Annotated in this window: 14 protein-coding genes; 4 read left to right on the top strand and 10 right to left on the bottom strand. The window is 44.1% G+C overall.

Annotation, left to right across the window (positions count from 1 at the left end):
• Position 1: 1 nt before the first annotated feature.
• Positions 2-2635, bottom strand: a complete 2634-nt coding sequence (locus BacF7301_RS22745) for a zinc-dependent metalloprotease (protein ID WP_167966422.1) — start codon at positions 2633-2635, stop codon at positions 2-4.
• A 195-nt stretch (positions 2636-2830) separates the two neighbouring features.
• Here BacF7301_RS22745 and BacF7301_RS22740 point away from each other — a divergent pair, with 195 nt between their 5' ends.
• The 3 genes from BacF7301_RS22740 to BacF7301_RS22730 all read left to right on the top strand — a co-directional run bounded on the left by BacF7301_RS22740 (position 2831) and on the right by BacF7301_RS22730 (position 8064).
• On the top strand, positions 2831-4486 hold the full coding sequence (locus BacF7301_RS22740; protein WP_209319473.1) for a M23 family metallopeptidase: 1656 nt from the start codon (positions 2831-2833) through the stop codon (positions 4484-4486).
• Positions 4487-4514: 28 nt separating this feature from the next.
• A complete protein-coding gene (locus tag BacF7301_RS22735) occupies positions 4515-6158 on the top strand; it encodes a C69 family dipeptidase (protein WP_167966420.1) in 1644 nt (547 codons plus the stop codon).
• Positions 6159-6318: 160 nt separating this feature from the next.
• A complete protein-coding gene (locus BacF7301_RS22730) occupies positions 6319-8064 on the top strand; it encodes a phospho-sugar mutase (protein WP_167966418.1) in 1746 nt (581 codons plus the stop codon).
• A 366-nt stretch (positions 8065-8430) separates the two neighbouring features.
• Here BacF7301_RS22730 and BacF7301_RS22725 read toward each other — a convergent pair whose 3' ends face one another.
• From BacF7301_RS22725 to cdd, 9 genes are all read right to left on the bottom strand, one after another.
• Positions 8431-9606, bottom strand: coding sequence for a DUF418 domain-containing protein (locus tag BacF7301_RS22725; RefSeq protein ID WP_167966416.1), 1176 nt, complete (start codon positions 9604-9606; stop codon positions 8431-8433).
• Positions 9575-10666, bottom strand: a complete 1092-nt coding sequence (locus BacF7301_RS22720; RefSeq protein ID WP_167966414.1) for an acyltransferase family protein — start codon at positions 10664-10666, stop codon at positions 9575-9577. The genes BacF7301_RS22725 and BacF7301_RS22720 overlap by 32 nt, the downstream gene beginning before the upstream one ends.
• Before the next feature lie 81 nt (positions 10667-10747).
• Positions 10748-11311, bottom strand: coding sequence for a Crp/Fnr family transcriptional regulator (locus BacF7301_RS22715; protein WP_167966412.1), 564 nt, complete (start codon positions 11309-11311; stop codon positions 10748-10750).
• Positions 11312-11317: 6 nt separating this feature from the next.
• Complete coding sequence (gene nudC, locus BacF7301_RS22710; protein ID WP_256380266.1) at positions 11318-12142, bottom strand: NAD(+) diphosphatase; 825 nt, start codon at positions 12140-12142, stop codon at positions 11318-11320.
• Between the two features lie 49 nt (positions 12143-12191).
• Entirely contained in the window at positions 12192-13892 is a 1701-nt protein-coding gene (locus tag BacF7301_RS22705) for an ABC-F family ATP-binding cassette domain-containing protein (protein ID WP_167966408.1), read from the bottom strand.
• An 808-nt stretch (positions 13893-14700) separates the two neighbouring features.
• Entirely contained in the window at positions 14701-16074 is a 1374-nt protein-coding gene (locus tag BacF7301_RS22700) for an FAD-dependent oxidoreductase (RefSeq protein WP_167966406.1), read from the bottom strand.
• 99 nt (positions 16075-16173) lie between these two features.
• Entirely contained in the window at positions 16174-16755 is a 582-nt protein-coding gene (locus BacF7301_RS22695; RefSeq protein ID WP_167966404.1) for a DUF417 family protein, read from the bottom strand.
• 87 nt (positions 16756-16842) lie between these two features.
• Positions 16843-17682 carry an AraC family transcriptional regulator gene (locus BacF7301_RS22690; RefSeq protein WP_167966403.1) on the bottom strand — a complete coding sequence of 280 codons (840 nt, stop codon included), beginning with the start codon at positions 17680-17682 and terminating at the stop codon, positions 16843-16845.
• 2 nt (positions 17683-17684) lie between these two features.
• Positions 17685-18167: a cytidine deaminase gene (gene cdd / locus BacF7301_RS22685; RefSeq protein ID WP_167966401.1), complete on the bottom strand. Its 483-nt coding sequence runs from the start codon at positions 18165-18167 to the stop codon at positions 17685-17687.
• A gap of 111 nt (positions 18168-18278) precedes the next feature.
• On the opposite strand from cdd, the gene BacF7301_RS22680 reads away from it, so the two are divergent.
• Positions 18279-19184, top strand: coding sequence for a glucosaminidase domain-containing protein (locus tag BacF7301_RS22680; protein WP_167966399.1), 906 nt, complete (start codon positions 18279-18281; stop codon positions 19182-19184).
• Positions 19185-19189: the final 5 nt, after the last annotated feature.

Raw genomic sequence — 19189 nt, 5'->3', positions numbered from 1 at the left:
TTTACTTGATTCCCAAAGCGGTATTAATACGTAAAATCATATCTTCATAATGGTAGCGTGTAGCAGTATCGGAAGTTCCAAGACGATTCTGCAACAACTTCTTGATGCGTAATAACTCACCGCGTTTCACAGAGATGGCATCTGAGATGCGGTTGAGTTGGCTGCCGTAGAAATTGAGCACACGCGGAGCACCCATCCGGTCTTCCTGGCGGAGTGCACGTTGTTCGGCAGCATAACAGCTACAGAAAGGAGTGGCATGGTCAAGCAAGAAATGCTCGTTCGCAATTTTCTTGTTGATTTTCACGGCTTCCGGTTCTGCGGCAGCAGTAAGTAAAGCATCTAGGAAGTTCTTCTGCAAAGAGCGTTCCATCACGTTGGGGATACCACCGCGTTCGGTAATACCGAAGATGTTCTTGTGAAGCCCGTCCATCAGTTCCACTACTGTAAAGGCTTTCTTTCCGTTGACGGATTCATTTTCTATCATACGCATCAGACGGGTGTTGCCAAGCAAGTCCCAAAGAATATAGGCTTGGGCATTCTTCAATATCTGGGTAGGAGCGTTCTCCTGCTGACCGATTGGAGTATTGCGGAGCAAGTAAGTATATTCTCCCACTTCTGTGTCGAACAGCCATTTAGGATAAGTCAGAACTTCGTCCATGAGGAATTTCAGTGAAGCCTGTTGCTTCTCTTTTTCTACAAATGTATAAGTCTTGACACCATCTCCTACGGTTGTGTTCTCGATATAGATACCGCCGATGTTGGCAAGTACATGATACAAATAGTTGTTCCATTGATTGATAACAGCGTAATAGAGACGGGATGCTTCTTCATAAGTCTGCCCCTTTTCTCCGGTAGTAGTCCATTGAAGGATTTGCGGGACGATACGTTTCAGGTTTTCGATACCGAGTAAAGAAGAACGAACAGGGTCGTCACCTAAGTCCTCATTCTGCGCGCGCGGGTCTACGGCATCGCGTACATCTTGTGCTTCGCTGTATTTGTAAAGACGGTCTGTATGTTTGCTCAGGAAATCAAACAAGAGGTCTTTCTCTTCTTCCGGAGTACTCTTTCCATACCAACGATAGCCATATTCGATAGCGAACATATCATAAGGACCGATATGCGGAGAAAGTACTTTCACACCGTCTCCCGGCTGGGCGACGTAGTTGAAACGTGCATAGTCCATAATGGATGAAGCGGTAGAATTCATTCTGCTAGTGAAGGCTTCCGAACGTAGCGAATCTGTCGGGAAAGCCCATGAGCCCATCATGTTATGGCGCAATCCCAAAGAATGACCTACTTCGTGGCAAGCCACAAAACGGATGGCGTCGCCCATCAAGGCATCAGGTAACTGTACGTTGCGGGCTTCCGGGCAAACGGTTCCCGTCTGTACTGTAATCCATTCGCGTACCATGGAAAGCACATTATGCCACCACATAATGTCAGCCTCCAGGATTTCTCCTGAACGAGGGTCCAATAGGGAAGGCCCCATTGCGTTTTTCTTTTCCGAAGCGGCGTAAGTCAGTACGGAGTAGTTGACATCATCCATATCTACATGCATGCTGTCCGTGATTTCTTTTGCAATAATCGCATTCTTGAAACCAGCTTTTTCGAAAGCGGTTTGCCAGTCTTCAATTCCTTTTTTGATATACGAACGCCATTGGTAAGGAGTCGAGTTATCAATATAGAATATAATGGGTTTGGCAGGTTCCACTAGTTGACCTTTCAGGTAAGCTTCCCGGTCTTCCGGTTTGGGTTCTATGCGCCAACGTGTGATATACTGCGTTTTGTCCGTTCTTTGTTGTGCATCGCTGAAATTTAATAACGGGTTGGTGAAGTATCCGACTTTCTGATTATCGAAACGTCCCATCATCGGTGTTTCAGGCAGCAGAAGGATAGAAGAGCTTACTTCCACCGTCACGTATACAGTTGTAGTGCCTTCTGTCACCCGGGTGGTTAACTCGGAAGTTGCCACGACATTGTTTGAGAAAGACTTGATAGAAAGGATACGTGATAAGTTCTTGATAGCCGAAGTACCCAGGTTGATATTGGTAAATACATTATTGATACTGGTTTCAGTACCGTCATAAATGTCATTTACTTTGATTACCAATGCCGTAGAATCCGCGTTGATTGCTTCGATTTTGAATGCGGCAATCAGCGGAGAGATAAAGTTGTTCTTTACCGAACGGAATATGGCATCTTTCTGAGGAGCCAGTGGTAATGGACGTTGTTGACGGAACATCAGTTTGCCGCTTGCCTTGTCCCATTCCATGCAAACCATCTGATTTTCATAATTTACTCCACGGTTTACACCTGCATCATTCAGTTCGGCAGGAACTCTTTGCAGTTTATTGACAACTAATAAATCACGTCCTAAAAGTGATGTGGGAACTTCAAAATAATAATCGTTCTTCTTTTGATGTACAGCAAACATTCCTTTTGTTGTTTTGCTGCCTTCCACTAATTTTTCGTAGTCGTTTTTACTCTTCTCTTCTTTTTCTTCTGGTTTTTTCTTTTTCTTTTTAAACCAACTCAGATTTTCTGTAGCGGGGCTGGTTGCAAATGCTGAGTGCGCTTCTCCACTCATCAATATACATGCAATGACCGCTGCCATTACTTTTACATACATTCTCATTGAGTTCTTTATATTTAATTAAAATTAAAAACGGATACAAAAGTACTAATATAAATAACATAATTGGTACAGGTTTGCAATGAATATAATAATAAAAAGAAATATTAACTAGTATCTCCGGCTATCATTCCGCCCGGATATTTCGTAATTTAGTTGGAATAGTGTACATTTGCGGGGAGTAAAATAGTGAATGGAATGATAAAACAATATATCACTGCTTTGATGCTGGCTTGTTGCGTCGGAGTTTGTGGACAAGAAAAGAAGCAAGCCACCTTTGTGCCACCTTTTGACTTTCCTCTTACATTGAGCGGAAACTTCGGAGAAATCCGCTCTAACCACTTTCATGGCGGATTGGATTTTAAAACAGGCGGAGTTATCGGCAAACCTGTCCGTGCCCTTGCCGATGGGTATATTTCACGTATCCGTGTCACCAATGGTTCGGGATATGTACTTGATGTTTGTTATCATAACGGTTATTCTACTATCAACAGGCACTTGAGCGGTTTTATTTCCCCTATTGCCGAAAGGGTGGAGAAACTTCAATATGAAAATGAGAATTGGGAAGTGGAGATTATTCCCGAACCGGATGAATATCCGGTGAAAGGCGGTCAACAGATAGCATGGAGCGGGAATACAGGCTATTCGTTCGGTCCGCATCTGCATTTGGATGTGTTCGAAACAGAATCGGGGGATTATATCGACCCGATGCCTTTCTTCAAATCGAAGATAAAAGATACGCGTGCCCCCAAAGCTGATGGTATTATGTTTTTTCCGCAGCCGAGTAAAGGTGTGGTAGATGGAAAACAGCAGACCAAAACAATTCTTCCGAACGCGGAAAGTCCGGTGGAAGCATGGGGAGTGATAGGTACGGGCATCAAGGCATATGATTACATGGATGGGGTCAGCAATCATTATGGAGTGTATTCGGTTGTTCTTACGATAGATGGAAATGAGGTTTTCCGTAGTACGGTAGACCGCTTTTCTCAGGAAGAAAACAGAATGATAAACTCATGGACGTGCGGGCAATACATGAAATCTTTTATTGAACCGGGGAATACTTTGCGTCTGTTGAAGGCATCGAATGGTAATCGCGGTTTGGTGACGATTGACGAAGAACGGGATTATCAGTTTCTATATACCTTAAAAGATGCTTTCGGGAATACTTCCAAATACAGTTTTACTGTACGTGGACGGAAGCAGCCGGTTGAACCTTTGAGTCATCGGGAGAAATACTTCTTTGCCTGGGATAAGACAAATTATCTGCAAGAACCGGGATTGAGCCTGGTTGTTCCGAAGGGAATGTTGTATGACGATGTTCCTCTTAACTATCAGGTGAAAGCCGATAGCGGGGCAGTCGCATTTACTTATCAGATAAATGACAAACCTGTTCCGCTTCATGCGGGGTGCGAGATTCGTATCGGTCTGCGCAGAAAGCCGGTAGCCGACACAACAAAGTATTATGTAGCCCGTGTGACTCCGAAAGGCAGGAAATATAGTGTAGGCGGGAAGTATGAGGACGGTTACATGAAAACATCTGTCCGTGAATTGGGGACTTACACCGTTGCCATGGATACGATACCGCCCGAAATCATCCCTATCAATAAGAACCAGTGGGGAAGAAACGGAAAGATTGTCTATCGGCTGAAAGACGAAGGCGCCGGCATTGCTTCCTATCGGGGCATGATTGACGGAAAGTACGCACTTTTCGGGCGGCCTAATATTGTGAAGTCATATTGGGAGTGCAAGCTTGATTCAAAACACGTGAAGAAAGGCGGCAAACATACCGTTGAATTTACGGTGACCGATAATTGCGGAAATGAGACTGTATCCCGTGAGACTTTTGTTTGGTAATTATTAAAAGTGAATCATATATAATATTATGAAGAAAAGAATGATTTTGTGTGCCGCCGTACTGATGGCGGCTGTGGCGAATACTTTCGCCTGTACCAATCTGATAGTCGGTAAGAATGCTTCTACCGACGGTTCGACCATCGTTTCCTATTCTGCCGATTCGTATGGGCTGTTTGGAGAACTGTATCATTATCCGGCAGCCACTTATCCGAAAGGAACCATGCTGAAAGTGTACGAATGGGATACCGGTAAATACTTGGGAGAAATCGAACAGGCACGGCAGACTTACAACGTGACCGGCAATATGAACGAATATCAGGTTACGATTGGTGAAACGACTTTCGGCGGACGTCCCGAATTGGCGGATTCTACTGGTATTATTGACTATGGAAGCCTGATTTATATCGGACTGCAACGTTCGCGTACTGCCCGTGAAGCCATCAAGATAATGACTGACTTGGTGCAGCAATACGGCTATTATAGCGAAGGGGAATCTTTCACCATTGCCGACCCGAACGAAATATGGATTATGGAAATGATTGGCAAAGGCCCCGGTATCCGCGGAGCCGTTTGGGTGGCTGTACGTGTGCCGGACGATTGTATTTCGGCTCATGCCAACCAGGCGCGCATCCATCAGTTTGACATGAACGACAAGGAAAACTGTATGTACTCTCCTGACGTTGTTTCTTTCGCGCGTGAAAGGGGATACTTTAATGGAGTGAACAAGGATTTTAGTTTCTCGCTTGCTTATGCGCCCCTTGATTTCGGTGCGCGTCGTTTCTGCGAAGCCCGTGTATGGAGCTATTTCAATAAGTACACTGATAACGGTAAAGATTACCTTCCTTATATCGAAGGAAAATCCAATACACCGATGCCTCTTTTCGTAAAACCGAAACAGAAGTTGTCCGTACAAGATGTGAAAGATATGATGCGCGACCATTACGAAGGAACTCCGCTCGACATCTCTAATGATTTCGGGGCAGGGCCTTACAAAACTCCATACCGTCTCTCTCCTCTGAACTTTAAGGTAGGCGACCAGGAATATTTCAACGAACGACCTATTTCTACTCAACAAAGCGGCTTTGTATTTGTTGCACAAATGCGTGCTAATATGCCCGACCCGATAGGCGGCGTACTTTGGTTTGGCGTGGACGATGCGAATATGGCGGTATTTACTCCTGTCTATTGTTGTGCTACGAAAGTGCCGGTTTGCTATACGCGTGTGGATGGAGCCGATTATATTACTTTCTCCTGGAATTCAGCTTTCTGGATTTTCAACTGGGTATCCAACATGGTTTATCCGCGTTATGATTTGATGATTGGTGATGTACGTGAAGCGCAGAAGGAGATGGAGACTACCTTCAACAACGCACAGCAGGGCATTGAGGAAATGGCAGCCAAATTGTTGGAGAAGGATAAGAACGCTGCAATTGATTTCCTGACAAACTATACCAACATGACCGCACAGAGTACTTTCGATACATGGAAGCAACTGGGTACTTTCTTGATTGTGAAGTATAACGATGGAGTAGTGAAACGTGTGAAGGACGGACAATTCGAACGTAATTCTATCGGACAACCTGCCGGAGTGCTTCGTCCTGGTTATCCGAAGGAATTCTTGCAGGAATATGTCAAACAGACCGGAGACAGATATAAAGTGCCTCAAGAATAGATATTGAGTATCGGATATCAGGTATTAAGTATGCTGTTTTTTAATTCTAAATTCTCAAATTTCAATTAAAAGAATAGGAATTATAAACTTATTATTTTACATTTGTGTGCTCAAGAATATAACAGTAAATAATTCATTAACCATATAAATAACAATCGAAATGGAAAATCAGGAACTTATTAAACAGGTCACTGAGAAAGCCGAAAAATGGCTGACCCCGGCTTATGATGCCGAAACTCAGGCTGAAGTGAAACGTATGTTGGAAAATGACGATAAGACCGAACTAATTGAAGCATTCTACAAAGACCTGGAGTTTGGTACGGGTGGTCTGCGCGGTATCATGGGTGTAGGTAGCAATCGTATGAATATCTATACGGTAGGTGCCGCTACCCAGGGACTTTCCAACTATCTGAAAAAGAACTTCAAAGACCTGCCGCAGATTTCTGTAGTAGTTGGTCACGACTGCCGTAACAACAGCCGCTTGTTTGCAGAAACTTCCGCTAATATCTTCTCTGCCAATGGTATCAAAGTATATCTGTTCGATGATATGCGTCCCACCCCGGAAATGTCTTTCGCTATCCGTCACCTCGGTTGCCAGAGCGGTATTATCCTGACTGCTTCTCACAACCCGAAAGAATACAACGGTTACAAGGCATATTGGGATGACGGAGCTCAAGTATTGGCTCCGCATGATAAGGGCATTATCGACGAAGTAAACGCTATTGCTTCTGCTGCCGACATCAAATTCCAGGGTAATCCGGATTTGATTCAGATTATCGGTGAAGATATCGACAAGGTTTATTTGGATATGGTGAAAACCGTTTCTATCGACCCGGAAGCTATTGCCCGCCACAAGGATATGAAAATCGTTTATACTCCGATTCACGGTACAGGTATGATGTTGATTCCGCGTGCATTGAAGATGTGGGGATTTGAAAACGTATTCACTGTTCCCGAACAGATGATTAAGGATGGTAACTTCCCGACTGTCGTATCTCCGAACCCGGAAAATGCGGAAGCTCTTTCTATGGCTGTGAACCTGGCTAAAGAAATTGATGCAGAACTTGTAATGGCTTCCGACCCGGATGCTGACCGTGTTGGTATTGCCTGCAAGGATGACAAAGGCGAATGGGTGCTTATTAATGGTAACCAGACTTGTATGATGTATCTTTACTATATCCTGACTCAATACAAACAACTGGGTAAGATTAAAGGTAATGAGTTCTGCGTGAAGACAATCGTAACTACCGAACTTATCAAGAAGATTGCCGACAAGAATAATATCGAAATGCTCGACTGCTATACCGGTTTCAAATGGATTGCACGTGAAATCCGTCTGCGTGAAGGCAAACAGAAATATATCGGCGGTGGTGAAGAAAGCTACGGATTCCTTGCCGAAGACTTCGTTCGCGATAAAGATGCTGTATCAGCTTGCTGCTTGATTTCAGAAGTTGCTGCATGGGCAAAAGATAACGGCAAGTCACTGTATCAATTACTGCTTGATATTTACGTAGAATACGGATTCTCTAAAGAATTCACCGTAAACGTTGTGAAGCCGGGCAAGAGCGGTGCTGAAGAAATCAAAGCCATGATGGAAAACTTCCGTGCTAACCCACCGAAAGAATTGGGTGGCTCTAAAGTAATCCTGAGCAAAGATTACAAAACTTTGAAGCAGACAGACGACAAGGGAAATGTAACGGCAATCGATATGCCGGAATCATCAAACGTTCTTCAGTATTTCACAGAAGATGGCAGTAAAGTTTCAGTCCGTCCTTCCGGAACAGAACCTAAGATTAAGTTCTATATGGAAGTTCAAGGTGAAATGGGATGCCGCAACTGTTTCGCTTCTGCTGAGTCTGCCGCTATGGAAAAGATTGAAGCAGTGAAGAAGTCATTGGGCATCTGATTCTGTTTCTTCTGATAGTTTCAGAATAGGACAATAATAAAAATAGCGCCTCTATAATCTTTCCGAAGAGTATAGAGGCGCTTCTTTTTATCTATATGATAGTCTTGATTTCCCCATTTTTCAAGCATTTGGCCCGATTAAGCACAGTTCTTTCAATTCCTTTGCATTCTTTAAGCCGACTTTCTAATCATTCTTAGAAGAATCTTGTTCTATTGGCATCATCTCAATTTCAACAGGCAGGCTGCGGATACACATGTTTTGTTGATGCTTTAGAGTGATACGTTCAGTTTCATATTCATAAGTTGTTCGTTTGTAGTTTGAGTGTATTTCGTAGCCTGCTTTCTTTATTTTATAAGAGCCTTTCCATTATTTTTTAGTTCCTATCCAAGTCCATTTATGCCATATCGTCTCCAACGGTCCTTGTTTATGTTTGGACAGCCACCATTTACAGAACTGAACCTGTAATATGCAAAGAACGATACCAATCACCAAACTTAGAGTATATCCGCAATAAGGAGCCAGATAAAATCCGAATGGGAAATAGATAATAGCACCCAGGATAGACTGGGAAATATAGTTTGTCAGACTCATCTTACCGTAAAAGCGCAGGCTGGAAACGGCTTTTTGAAATTTGGCTTTCTGATACAGTAAAATGAAAGAAGAAATTAATACGATGGTGAACGCGAATTTCTGCCACATATCAAAAGCGGTGCCTACTGTCTGTTGGATAAGGCTGCTGTCACTCTGCATGATTTGCTCTTTCAAGGAGTAAAGAGGAGCGAAGCTGATAGCAGCGATAATGAGCGCTTTTACCCAGAATTTCAGATGAGATTCGGTGGTGACGAACAACTGTTTGCGTCCGATATACAGACCGAACAGAAAAAGTCCGGCAGTCTGTAAGAAACGTCCGGCGCCGATAGCCCAGAATAGGCTGGCCTTCTGCCCCAGAGTGACATTACCTATCAGGAACTCCCAGAAGTTGCCGTCTTTGGTGTAGGCAGCCACTTCGGCATACATCGCTCCGACATTTAAGTCGGGCAGGGTATAGGCAGGGTTGAAAAGGCTCATAATGTAGTGGAACCATTCAATAGGTTGCAGCGAGAACAGGATAGCAGTGATTAAAATAGCCTTATCGCTCCATTTGCGTACGATAAACAGTACGATGCCGACTACAACAAACAAAAGCAAGACATCACCTGCCGGGAAAAAGGCAGCGTTAAGAGTAGCAAAGCCTGCCAGTAATACCATTCTCCATAAAAAACGATAGCCGAAGTCTTTTCCTTTCAACTGCTGGTTGTGCGACTGGATATAGAAAGTGAATCCGAAAAGCAGGGCGAAGATAGCGTAAGATTTTCCCGCAAACAGTGAGAATGTCGCATTAAATACCCCGGCATCCAAAATGGTGAGCCATTCGGGCGAACTTTCCGGATAGACGGGAAAAATGAAATGCTCAAGGTTATGTACCAAGAGGATAGCCATGACGGCAAAGCCTCTGAGGGCATCTACTACTTCAATTCGTGGTGTTTTTGTTGATAATTCCATGAGGTTGGTTTATGATTGTTTTTTTAGTGAATATTCGTTTTACCCATTTGTTGGCAGGCTTTTCAAAGTAATAATAAGAAAGCAGGCTGAGTATAATGGTGATACAGAAAATAATGGGAACACTTACTGTCCATGGTAACTGCCATTGATAGAGAGCAGTCATCTTTGTGTACGTGAGTATGATAAACAAATGTATCAAGTAGAAACTATAACTGATTTCTCCGCCTATGATTAAAAAACGGTTGGATAATAACCGGGATATGCCCCCTTTTTGTAAGGAGAAGATAAGAATGATGAGCGAAACGGGCAACCAGTAATAACAAGAATAACGGTAAACTTTAGGAATGTCTGCGGCGCAAAGGAAGAACAGAAGAAATAATGCAATGGCTCCTGTTTCTAATAATGTGCTGGTGGAATAAGAAATCTTTTTATTGCGCAATGACCGGTAGAACTGGTAAAGCAGAACACCTACGAAAAAGTCCGGCAGCCGGGTAATGGGATTTACATACCAGTATGCTTTGATTTGCTCCTCACCGGTCAGATACATGCCTGCCAGCATAAAGAGAAGGCAAATAAAAAGAATGATAACTAAATGTCGCTTGTTATTTAAGAAAGGAATAACCAGAGGAAAGCAGAAGTAAAACAACTGTTCGCATCCCAAACTCCACGAGGGGCTGTTGAATGAGAAAAAGTAGTCGGCAGAGGGGAAAAACGGTTGTAACAGAAAGGTGGAAGCGACAAAGTGCTTTATCCAGTCTGCCGTGCCGCTATATTGCACGTATCCGCCTATGCATGCGGCAATTAATAATGTCAGTAGGTGCAAGGGATAAATACGCGCAAGGCGTGCTACCCAAAAAGTTCGTCGTGTGGTAGTCTTTTTCAGTAGCTTCTCCTGATAGTTGTAAGCAATAATAAATCCGCTGAGCACAAAAAAGAAACTGACTCCGACAAATCCCTCTTTAAAGAAATGAGCGTTGAAGCTTGAATCAATAACATAGCAATGCGCCCCAAATACCATCAAGGCAAAGAATATCCGTAAAGAAGTTAATGTGTTAATCACGATACTTATCAGTTTTTTGTACTCGACTGCAAAAGTACTGTTTTCTTGTGAGATAAAAATTCACATAGATTAAAAAAGAACTTAAGCTTCGGAACGTAGGCGGCTGAGATGTTGGGGAGTCATGCCAAGAAAAGAAGCGATATATCCCAGTTGGGCGCGGTGGATGACATCGGGCTGTTCATGTAAGAGCTGTTCGTAACGCTCCTTGGCCGGAAGGTAGAGCCGGTTGATATGATGCATATCCATATATAGCAGGCACTCCTGATGGATAACCCGTCCCCAGTTTGCAATCTCTATATTCGTTTCATAAATCTGATTTAAGTCTTCGATACGTATGGCATACAATTCGCAATCTTCCAGCAATTCTACATATTCGTATCCGGGCTCATTGTGATACAAATCTTTCATGGCAAAGGTGATATCGCCTTCGCGGGAAAACCAGATAGTGATTTCTTCCCCGTCACGTAAACAGTATGACCGGCAAAAACCTTTTTCGATAAAATAGACGTGACGGTCTGCTACACCACCGTGTATCAGCAAGTGCTTTTTGGGAAGCTCCAACTTTTCCATGCGGCTGAAAAGTATTTCCAGCGATTTATCAGATACCGGATAATACTGGCGGATACCTTTGATAATGTTTTCCATGGCCGGTTATTGGTTAGGAGATTCCAGCCACCAGTCAATCATCTTCCGTGCAAGGCTCAGTTTTCGGGGAAGTTCCGGCAGGTTATCCCGTGTATAGAAATCTCCGGAGCTTAGTTCTTCCTCTTGCAGTTTGATTTCCCCACCGGCATAATCTGCAATAAAACCCACCATCAACCCGCTGGGATAAGGCCATGCCTGATTGCCGAAATAAGTGATATTCTTCACATCCAGTCCGGTTTCCTCTTTCACTTCACGCGCTACACATTCTTCTAGTGTCTCTCCGGTTTCCAAAAATCCGGCAACAAGACTGTTGAACGTTCCTTTAAAGTTGCGGGCATGGACCAGGAGCAGTGAATCTTCTTTTCTCACCAGGACGAGAACTGCGGTTGAAATGGACGGATATACTTCCCTTCCGCATTTCGGGCAACGTTTCATGATGTCCTCTTTCTGCTCTATAGGAGTGCCGCAGGCGGAGCAAAAACGGCTGTTCCGGTCCCAGTGCAGAATCTCATACGCTTTTCCTGCTGCCTGATAATGAGACAGCGGGAGATACTCATAAGAGGCACGAAGTCCAATCATTGCATATTGCGCCGATTCTTCGACAGGCGAGGAGAGGGAGAAAGACTTGCAATTTCTTCCTTCCAGCGTAGTGATATTGTGTACGGTTGTTTTTTCTTTGATGACAATAGGGGGAATTTCTCCGCAAGGAAGGGCAAATGTGCCATTCCCTCTCTTTTCGAGCAATAGCTGGTCTTTATAAAAGACAAACCACCATGATTGCGTTGTTTCACTCATTTTATTCTCATTCTTTTCTTTGCGCTGCGAAGTTATAAAAAACTGTATAGATATTGGAGACTTTCGCGGATAAAATATTGGTGGATTAACTTAATACAATATGTTGCTCGATACCAATTTCACGTATGAAATAGCTGTCATGGGAAATTGCAATTACTGTACCCGTGTAGTTCTTGATGGTATTGGTGATGATTTCAATACTCCGTATATCCAGATTATTGGTCGGTTCGTCCAGGATAAACATATCCGGTGTATTATTACTAATCATCAGGCAGCAGAAAGCGAGCCGCATCTTCTCACCACCGCTTAGTTTCCGGCAGGACTTGTCCCATTCGGAAGCGGGAAACAGGTAACGGTTCAGAATAATCTTTATTTCGTGTTCCGGCAGGTTCCGGCTGTTGAAAGCGTAAGCCTGTTCAAGGATACTGTTCCGGTCGTCGATGATAGAGTATTCCTGATTCAGATAGACGTAAGAGAAATCTGCCCGTGTGAGTGTTCCTTCCTGTGGCTGGAGTTGTCCGGTGATGATTTTCAGAAGAGTGGTCTTTCCGCTGCCGTTGGTTCCTTCTATGCGGAGACGGTCGCCGCTCTTTAGCTGAAAGCTGATGGGAGTTTGCCAAAGCAGTTGCGCTGGCAGGTTGCTACCGTTGCTGCTGTCGGAAGTATCATTCTCACTTGGATTCTTATTCTCTTTTTGATTCTCAATCTCTTTTTGACTATCATTATCGTTCAAGTTAGGATAATAACAGAAATTAATGTCTTTCGCTGTAACTAACGTTTTCCCGTTGTGCAGGGAAGAACTGTTGAAATCAGTCTTTAGCGCAGCCGTTGGAGAGAGTGAACCACGAAGCTGGTTGCGTTCATCGGTCAGTTTTTCGGCTTTCTCCTGATGAACACCGTTTAGCTTGCTGGTACTTTTCTCCGATTTTCCCTGCAATGCATTTAGTACGATGCGCGGAACACCTTTTTTAATATTGGCTTTTTCGCCACGCACATTTTGCTTATCTCTTCGTTCGGCCGTTTCACGGGCTACCTTGCGGGCTATCCGCAATGCTTTCTCTTTTTCTTCGATACGCTGCTGTAAAGCTTCCTGCATCAGGGCTTTCTGTTCTTTGTAGAATTCGTAGTTCCCACCATAATACGTGATTTGGTGTTTCTCCAATTCACAAATTTCGGGAAGGAGATTGAGTAAAGTGCGGTCATGGCTCACTATCAACAATGTTGAGCGCCATTTCTCTACCCAATCATACAAACGTTCCCTGCCCGAAGAGTCGAGATGGTTCGTAGGCTCATCCATGAGAATGACAGATGGATGATGAATATCCATACCCGCTAGAAAGACACGGGTCTTTTCTCCGCCACTGAGCAGATGCATCGGGTAGGATAGAGGAAACTGCCCTAATCCCCACGCGTCAAGAGCGGCGACGGAGCGTTCTTCGATATTCCAGTCATCATCCAGTAGCGTGAAATTTTCCGTTGAGGCATCTCCCGCCAAAATAGCGTGCAAGGCTTGTCGCTTGCTGTCTATCTGCAAGGCTTGGGCGATAGTTAATGAATCGTATTGTCCGAAATGTTGCGGAATGTAATAAAGGTCGTCCGGGCGGACGATAACACCGGAAGACGGTGATAGTTGCCCGGCGATAATTTGCAGCAGGGTAGATTTGCCACAGCCGTTATTGCCGACCAGTCCCAGTTTCTGCCCCTTACTGATGGCAAAGTTGAGGTCACTGAATAATACCTCTTTATCCGGATGGATATAGCTGATTTGTTGAATACTTATAGGCATGATTGTCTATTGGATTTGAAGTGAAAGAAATAGTGAAAGATAATCACGGGGAAGGGAGCGACAAACACAATACTGGCTAAACAACACGAATTTCGTGATGCTTAACGATACGTCAAAAGCATAGATGAAAAGTGATGTTTACTTAGAAGTGTTGTCTTACTTGGAAATTCTCATTGCGGTAAGTATATAGTTTAACTTGGTCGCAAAGATAACACTTTCCGGCAGAATCCCATGCTATTTCGGCAGAAATGTTTTTTTCAGAGCCTCTATTTACTCAAATCAGAGCCTCTATTTATCTTATTCAGAGGCTCTGTTTGCTTAATTCAGAACCTTTATTTGCTTAGTTTGCAGGCTCTGTTTTTGATTTGCAAATTCTACTTGTTCGGTTTGCAGACTTTATGGCTAACACGAAGCTGGTAATTCTTCTATTCCTATATTGTAGCTTTTCAAATCTACTGCAAATCATGTACAGAACATTAAGAGAAAAGTTTCTTTCGATTAATAGGAAAGTTCTGGTTATTAGGAAGTAAAGTTGTTTTGTGTTAATCGCAATCTATAAACGAAACTTGCGTTTATAAAAACAAAGCTTTCATTTATAAAAACGGAACTTTCATTTATAAAAACAAAAGCTTCGTTTATAGTTTATCATTAGTGCATGAAAAGTTTGGTACTAATCCAAAACAAGTTTGCCAGTAAGCAACATGAAGTTTGTTACTAATAGATTGGCTCATAGAACTATACCTTTCCACACAGAAATAAGGCTTTCAACGAAATCGCTGAAAGCCTTTATCCTTTACTATGTTATCCTTTATACATCAAATAGTTGATTTAATCCCTCACTCATACTCGGATGAGTAAAGATGAAATCGCGTAGAAAAGCAGCCTCTTGCCCTGTCTTCATAGCCAAAGCTACGATATTTATTATTTCCGGGGCATCGGCACAAAACAGCGTGCATCCCATAATCTTTCCGCTGTGGCTGTTCACAATAGCTTTCAGCATACCGTCCGTCTGTTGCAATGTGCGCGAACGGACTACGGAAGTGGCCGGTAAGCGGGAAACCTTAAAGGAATAACCTCTTTTCAGTGCTTCTTCTTCAGTGAGCCCAATGTGAGCCAGCGGCGGGTCGATAAATACTGCATACTGAACAGGGTCGCGGTCGCCTATATCCCGTTTTTTATCTCCGAAGAGCTGGTCGCGGATAATCCGGAAGTCATCCAGTGAAAGATAAGTGAATTGCGGGCCGCCCTTCACGTCGCCCATTGCCCATACATGAGGGGCGGTAGTGCGTAACTGGTCGTTTACCACGATAGCCCCGTGCGCATCCACTTCCACGCCTGCCGCTTGCAGGTTCAATCCTTCAATCATAGGTTTCCGTCCGGTAGCGATGAGGATAGCGTCACCGTCCACAAAGTAAGGAGTACCGTCGGACACATCCGAATAAGTCAGTGTCACGCCGTCATTCGTATCATGGATAGATTGTGCACGGGCATTGAGATGAATTTCTATCCCTTTCCTTTCCATCACCTCTCTGACGCTTTTGGCAATATCTTGGTCGTTGCGAGGCATGAACCGGTTGCCGCTTTCGAGGATAGTCACTTTACTGCCGAATCCGGCATACATCGAAGCAAATTCCAGTCCGATATACCCGCCACCGACGATAATCAAATGTTTAGGCAGGACGTTCATATCCAAAAGTGTGGCACTGGTGTACACATGCTGGCTTTCCTTGAGCCCGTCGATTGCCGGAATAATAGGAGTGGAACCGGTATTGATAAAAATTTCTTTCCCTTGCAGTTCAATATCCCCGTCAGGGAGTGCCACTTTCAGGGTATTGGCAGATATAAAGGAAGCTGTCCCTGTGTAGACAGTCACATTCGGGCGCTTGCTTAATCTTTCGTAATTGTTTCCTCTGAGAAAAGAGGTCAGACGGTTTTTACGGGCGACAGCCTGTTTATACATATTTGCCTGTTTCGGGAAATCCTCGTGGTACAGCAGGGAAGAAATCCCGGCTTCATGTATCAGCGTCTTTGTAGGGATACAAGCAATGTTCGGACAAGAGCCCCCATACATCATATCGGAGCGTTCGATGACGGCAACCTGCCATCCTCTGTTTGAAAGTTCGGCAGCCAGTGTTTTTCCTGCCTTGCCGAACCCTATAATAATTGCATCATATTGTTTCATAACTTCTTTGTTTAACGATTCGTATTAGACTATATAACAGTCTGAAAATACGATTTGTTCCGTAGCTCCAAGAAGTCAGAACCCTCTACAGTAGTGTGATTAGTCTTTTTTAAGTGTTTTGAGTACGCGTTGTGACGAGTCGGACAGAAGCACTACGGCACCGGCAAGGATAACAATATCCTTAATCACCAACCGCCCCGCGCCTGACAATAGCGGGAAGCCGAATTCTCCACTTCCTAAATTAGGAACCCATACTTCGGGTGTTGTGACGAGGAAGGAGAGTGTACCGAGCGTCATGATAATAGCCAGCGTATCACCTACCAGTCCTGCTTTCGAGGAGAAGATTCCAAGGAATACCAGGATGCCGATACTCATGATAAGAGCTCCCAGCCCATAAGAGAACGTATAAGTATTGTTTGCTTCATGCCATGCACGATTTTCCGGAACAAAAGCCCCTTCCGCGTTTTTGTGTTCCTTATATTCGGGAGCACCTTTTGCATAGAAGAAACTCATGAAAGGGCTGTTGGCAACGAACGGTACAATCCCGTCGGCCTCATAATGGAAATACTTCAATCCGCCTATCCATACGAATACCACCAGGATAGCTACACGGATAAACTTGATACCAAAACTTTTCAGACTTGAAGTGAAGGTCAGTAAAGCGATAAATTTCTCTTTCATTTTGTAGGGTTTTAATTGGTTTAACTTACACCGCAAAGGTCGTGCTTTTCCGATACCCCCAAAATGGCAATACTTCCGTATCCCTTATCAATTCTTCCCTTCCTGCGTATTTCTGAACTGTACGGCGCTTTGTCCGGTCATATTTTTAAAGAAACGGCTGAAAGAAGCCTGGTCTTCGAATCCCAGAATATCGGCAATCTCCTTGGCGCTTTTGTTGCTGTAAAGCAAGAGGCGCTTGGCTTCCGCTTCCACCCGTTCGTGAATCACACGGAGCGGAGAGGGCAGTTTGCAAGTCGAAAAGATATTCGACAATGTCTTGGGCGACTTATGCAGCATGTCGGCATAATCCTGCACCTGCTTCTTCGTCCGGTAATGTTCGTCAACGAGATTATAGTACTGGCGTACAATCTCGAAACCGGATTCTTTTTCACGAGTAATATTCATGCGATGGCGTGCAATCCGGGTACACTGGATGATGAACCTCTTCAGCAATATGCGCAGCATCTCTTCCTGCAAACTGTCGGAAACGGTGAATTCGTTTTCTAATGCCGCGGTGATGGTATCCAGTTCCCTGCGCTCTTTCTCATTCAGCGTGAAACGGATAAGATGGGACGAACCATTGAAGAGGAAGCCGCTGCATGATACCTCATGGTCGTTACCATAAATACAGTAGAAATTACTGTTAAACAGTAAAGTCAGGTAATCGCCGTCGATTGATTTGAATTCGAGATGTTGCAGGTGGGTCAGTGAAATCACTTCATCTTTGGCAAGTACCATTTCCTGATGGTCTATCTCTACCGTGATACTTCCGTTGCGTACCCATATAAACTTATAAAGTCCTTTTTCCTTTTGCAATGCTTTCTCCGCCAGGTATGAATCCGTAAGCGCGAGCGTTCCTTTCAGTTTTGTGTGATATTGCTGTAACATAGTTAATCCTCCATTGCTGATGCGTCAAATGACAGTGGCAATAAATCGCCTATACTTTTTATTTCGTAAATACATTCTTTACCGTAGAGCAGGATACGAATGGGTTGTCCGTATCGTTTTTCCGTTTCCAGAATCACTTGGCGGCAAGCACCACAGGGCGGAATCGGGTTGTCTATAAAGTCCTTTTCGGTTCTTGCGGCAATGGCAAGGGTAACGACCGCTTGGTCGGGATATTGGGAATTGGCGTAGAATAGAGTCGTGCGTTCCGCGCAGAGTCCCGACGGATAGGCGGCATTTTCCTGATTCGTTCCTGTTACTACGGTTCCGTCAGCTAACAGTGCGGCTGCACCTACCGAGAAACGGGAATAAGGGGCGTAACTGCGTGCTGTTGCATCCATGGCTGTTTTCATAAGTGCCCGGTCGGCCTCATTCAACTCATTATATTGATATACTTTAATAACTGCGGTAATTATGAGGTCTTTCATACGCGTTGAGGTATTGGTTTCTAACAATTAATGTTACAAAGTTAGGAAAGAGATTGATAATCCCAATTATTTTTCAGATTTTTGTGTCCTATAATCCACATCTGAATTAAAATGGAGAACAAATTACATAGGCTTGTCTTTTTAACTATCGTATTCTTTTTTGCCGTAGGAGTACAAGCACAGAAACGGAACGCCCGTTATACCGAATATATAAATAAGTATAGTGACCTGGCTGTCGAACAAATGAAGCTTCATAAGATTCCCGCCAGTATTACGCTGGCGCAGGGACTGCTGGAAAGTGGTGCGGGATACAGCCAGTTGGCACGAAAAAGCAACAACCATTTCGGTATCAAATGCGGTAGTAGCTGGCGGGGACGTACGGTTCGCCATGACGATGACGCGCGCAACGAATGTTTCCGTGCCTACAAGCATCCGCGTGACTCCTACGAAGACCATTCCGATTTCCTCAGAAGAGGCGCCCGTTATGCTTTTCTTTTCAAACTGGATATTACCGACTATAAAGGCTGGGCGCGCGGACTGAAAAAAGCGGGTTATGCCACCGACCCTTCCTATGCCAATCGCCTGATTACGATTATCGAAGATTACGACCTGTATAAATACGACCGCAAAGGCGTTTACTCGGAACGTAAGTTGAGAAAGAACCCCTGGCTGATGAATCCGCACCAGATTTACATAGCCAATGACATAGCCTATATCGTTGCCCGTAGCGGGGATACTTTCCAGGATTTAGGCAAGGAACTGGACATTAGCTGGAAAAAGCTCGTGAAGTATAACGACTTGCATCGTGAATATACATTAATGCCGGGAGATATCATCTATCTGAAAGCCAAAAAGAAGAAAGCTTCCAAACCTCATACCGTATATATCGTAAGAGACGGTGATTCCATGCACGGCATCTCCCAGAAATATGGTATCCGTCTGAAGAACCTGTATAAGATGAACCGCAAGGACGGTGACTACGTTCCGGAAGTGGGTGACCGCCTGCGCCTTCGATAAGACGA

It is taken from the genome of Bacteroides faecium, from assembly GCF_012113595.1.
Lineage (GTDB): Bacteria > Bacteroidota > Bacteroidia > Bacteroidales > Bacteroidaceae > Bacteroides > Bacteroides faecium.
This window is presented reverse-complemented; position numbering and strand designations above follow the sequence as displayed.

What these genes read in the sequence shown, in the direction of transcription:
- BacF7301_RS22745 (WP_167966422.1), bottom strand. Translation starts at nt 2,635, where the DNA reads ATGAGAATGTATGTAAAAGTAATGGCAGCGGTCATTGCATGTATATTG.
- BacF7301_RS22740 (WP_209319473.1), top strand. Translation starts at nt 2,831, where the DNA reads ATGATAAAACAATATATCACTGCTTTGATGCTGGCTTGTTGCGTCGGA.
- BacF7301_RS22735 (WP_167966420.1), top strand. Translation starts at nt 4,515, where the DNA reads ATGAAGAAAAGAATGATTTTGTGTGCCGCCGTACTGATGGCGGCTGTG.
- BacF7301_RS22730 (WP_167966418.1), top strand. Translation starts at nt 6,319, where the DNA reads ATGGAAAATCAGGAACTTATTAAACAGGTCACTGAGAAAGCCGAAAAA.
- BacF7301_RS22725 (WP_167966416.1), bottom strand. Translation starts at nt 9,606, where the DNA reads ATGGAATTATCAACAAAAACACCACGAATTGAAGTAGTAGATGCCCTC.
- BacF7301_RS22715 (WP_167966412.1), bottom strand. Translation starts at nt 11,311, where the DNA reads ATGGAAAACATTATCAAAGGTATCCGCCAGTATTATCCGGTATCTGAT.
- BacF7301_RS22705 (WP_167966408.1), bottom strand. Translation starts at nt 13,892, where the DNA reads ATGCCTATAAGTATTCAACAAATCAGCTATATCCATCCGGATAAAGAG.
- BacF7301_RS22700 (WP_167966406.1), bottom strand. Translation starts at nt 16,074, where the DNA reads ATGAAACAATATGATGCAATTATTATAGGGTTCGGCAAGGCAGGAAAA.
- BacF7301_RS22695 (WP_167966404.1), bottom strand. Translation starts at nt 16,755, where the DNA reads ATGAAAGAGAAATTTATCGCTTTACTGACCTTCACTTCAAGTCTGAAA.
- BacF7301_RS22690 (WP_167966403.1), bottom strand. Translation starts at nt 17,682, where the DNA reads ATGTTACAGCAATATCACACAAAACTGAAAGGAACGCTCGCGCTTACG.
- cdd (WP_167966401.1), bottom strand. Translation starts at nt 18,167, where the DNA reads ATGAAAGACCTCATAATTACCGCAGTTATTAAAGTATATCAATATAAT.
- BacF7301_RS22680 (WP_167966399.1), top strand. Translation starts at nt 18,279, where the DNA reads ATGGAGAACAAATTACATAGGCTTGTCTTTTTAACTATCGTATTCTTT.